General features: G+C 70.7%; 1 protein-coding gene. It reads right to left on the reverse strand.

What is annotated here, in order from left to right:
- Window positions 1-454: aldehyde dehydrogenase family protein (locus GTY56_RS26075; RefSeq protein ID WP_161367761.1), on the reverse strand; the 454-nt coding region annotated here is incomplete at both ends.

The following is a 454-nucleotide window of genomic DNA, read 5'->3' on the forward strand; positions in this document are numbered from 1 at the left end:
TCCTCGAAGGCGAAGCGCACGCCTTCGCGGCCCATGCTGCCGTACTTGAACCCGCCGAACGGCATGGCGTCGAAGCGGTAGTCGGACGAGTCGTTGATCATCACGCCGCCGGCTTCCAGGAGCCGGGCCGCGGTCAGGGCGCGGTCCAGGCGTGAGGTGAAGATGCCGGCGTGCAGGCTGTAGTCGATGGCGTTGGCCTGCTCGATGGCGTCCTCGAAGGACGTGAACGGCTGGAGCACGACGACCGGGGCGAACACCTCCTCCTGCCGGATCGAGCAGGTCGCCGGGACGTCTTCGAGGACGGTGGGCGCGTACAGGGAGCCGGTGGCGGTGTTGCCGCACAGCAGCACCGCGCCCTGGGCCACCGCCGTGTCGACCTTGGCCTGGGTGGCGGCCGCGGCCTCCTGGGTGATCATGGGGCCGACGTCGGTGCGCTCGTCGAGGGGGTCGCCGG

Origin of the sequence: Streptomyces sp. SID5643, from assembly GCF_009872555.1 — a bacterium.
GTDB lineage: Bacteria > Actinomycetota > Actinomycetes > Streptomycetales > Streptomycetaceae > Streptomyces > Streptomyces iakyrus.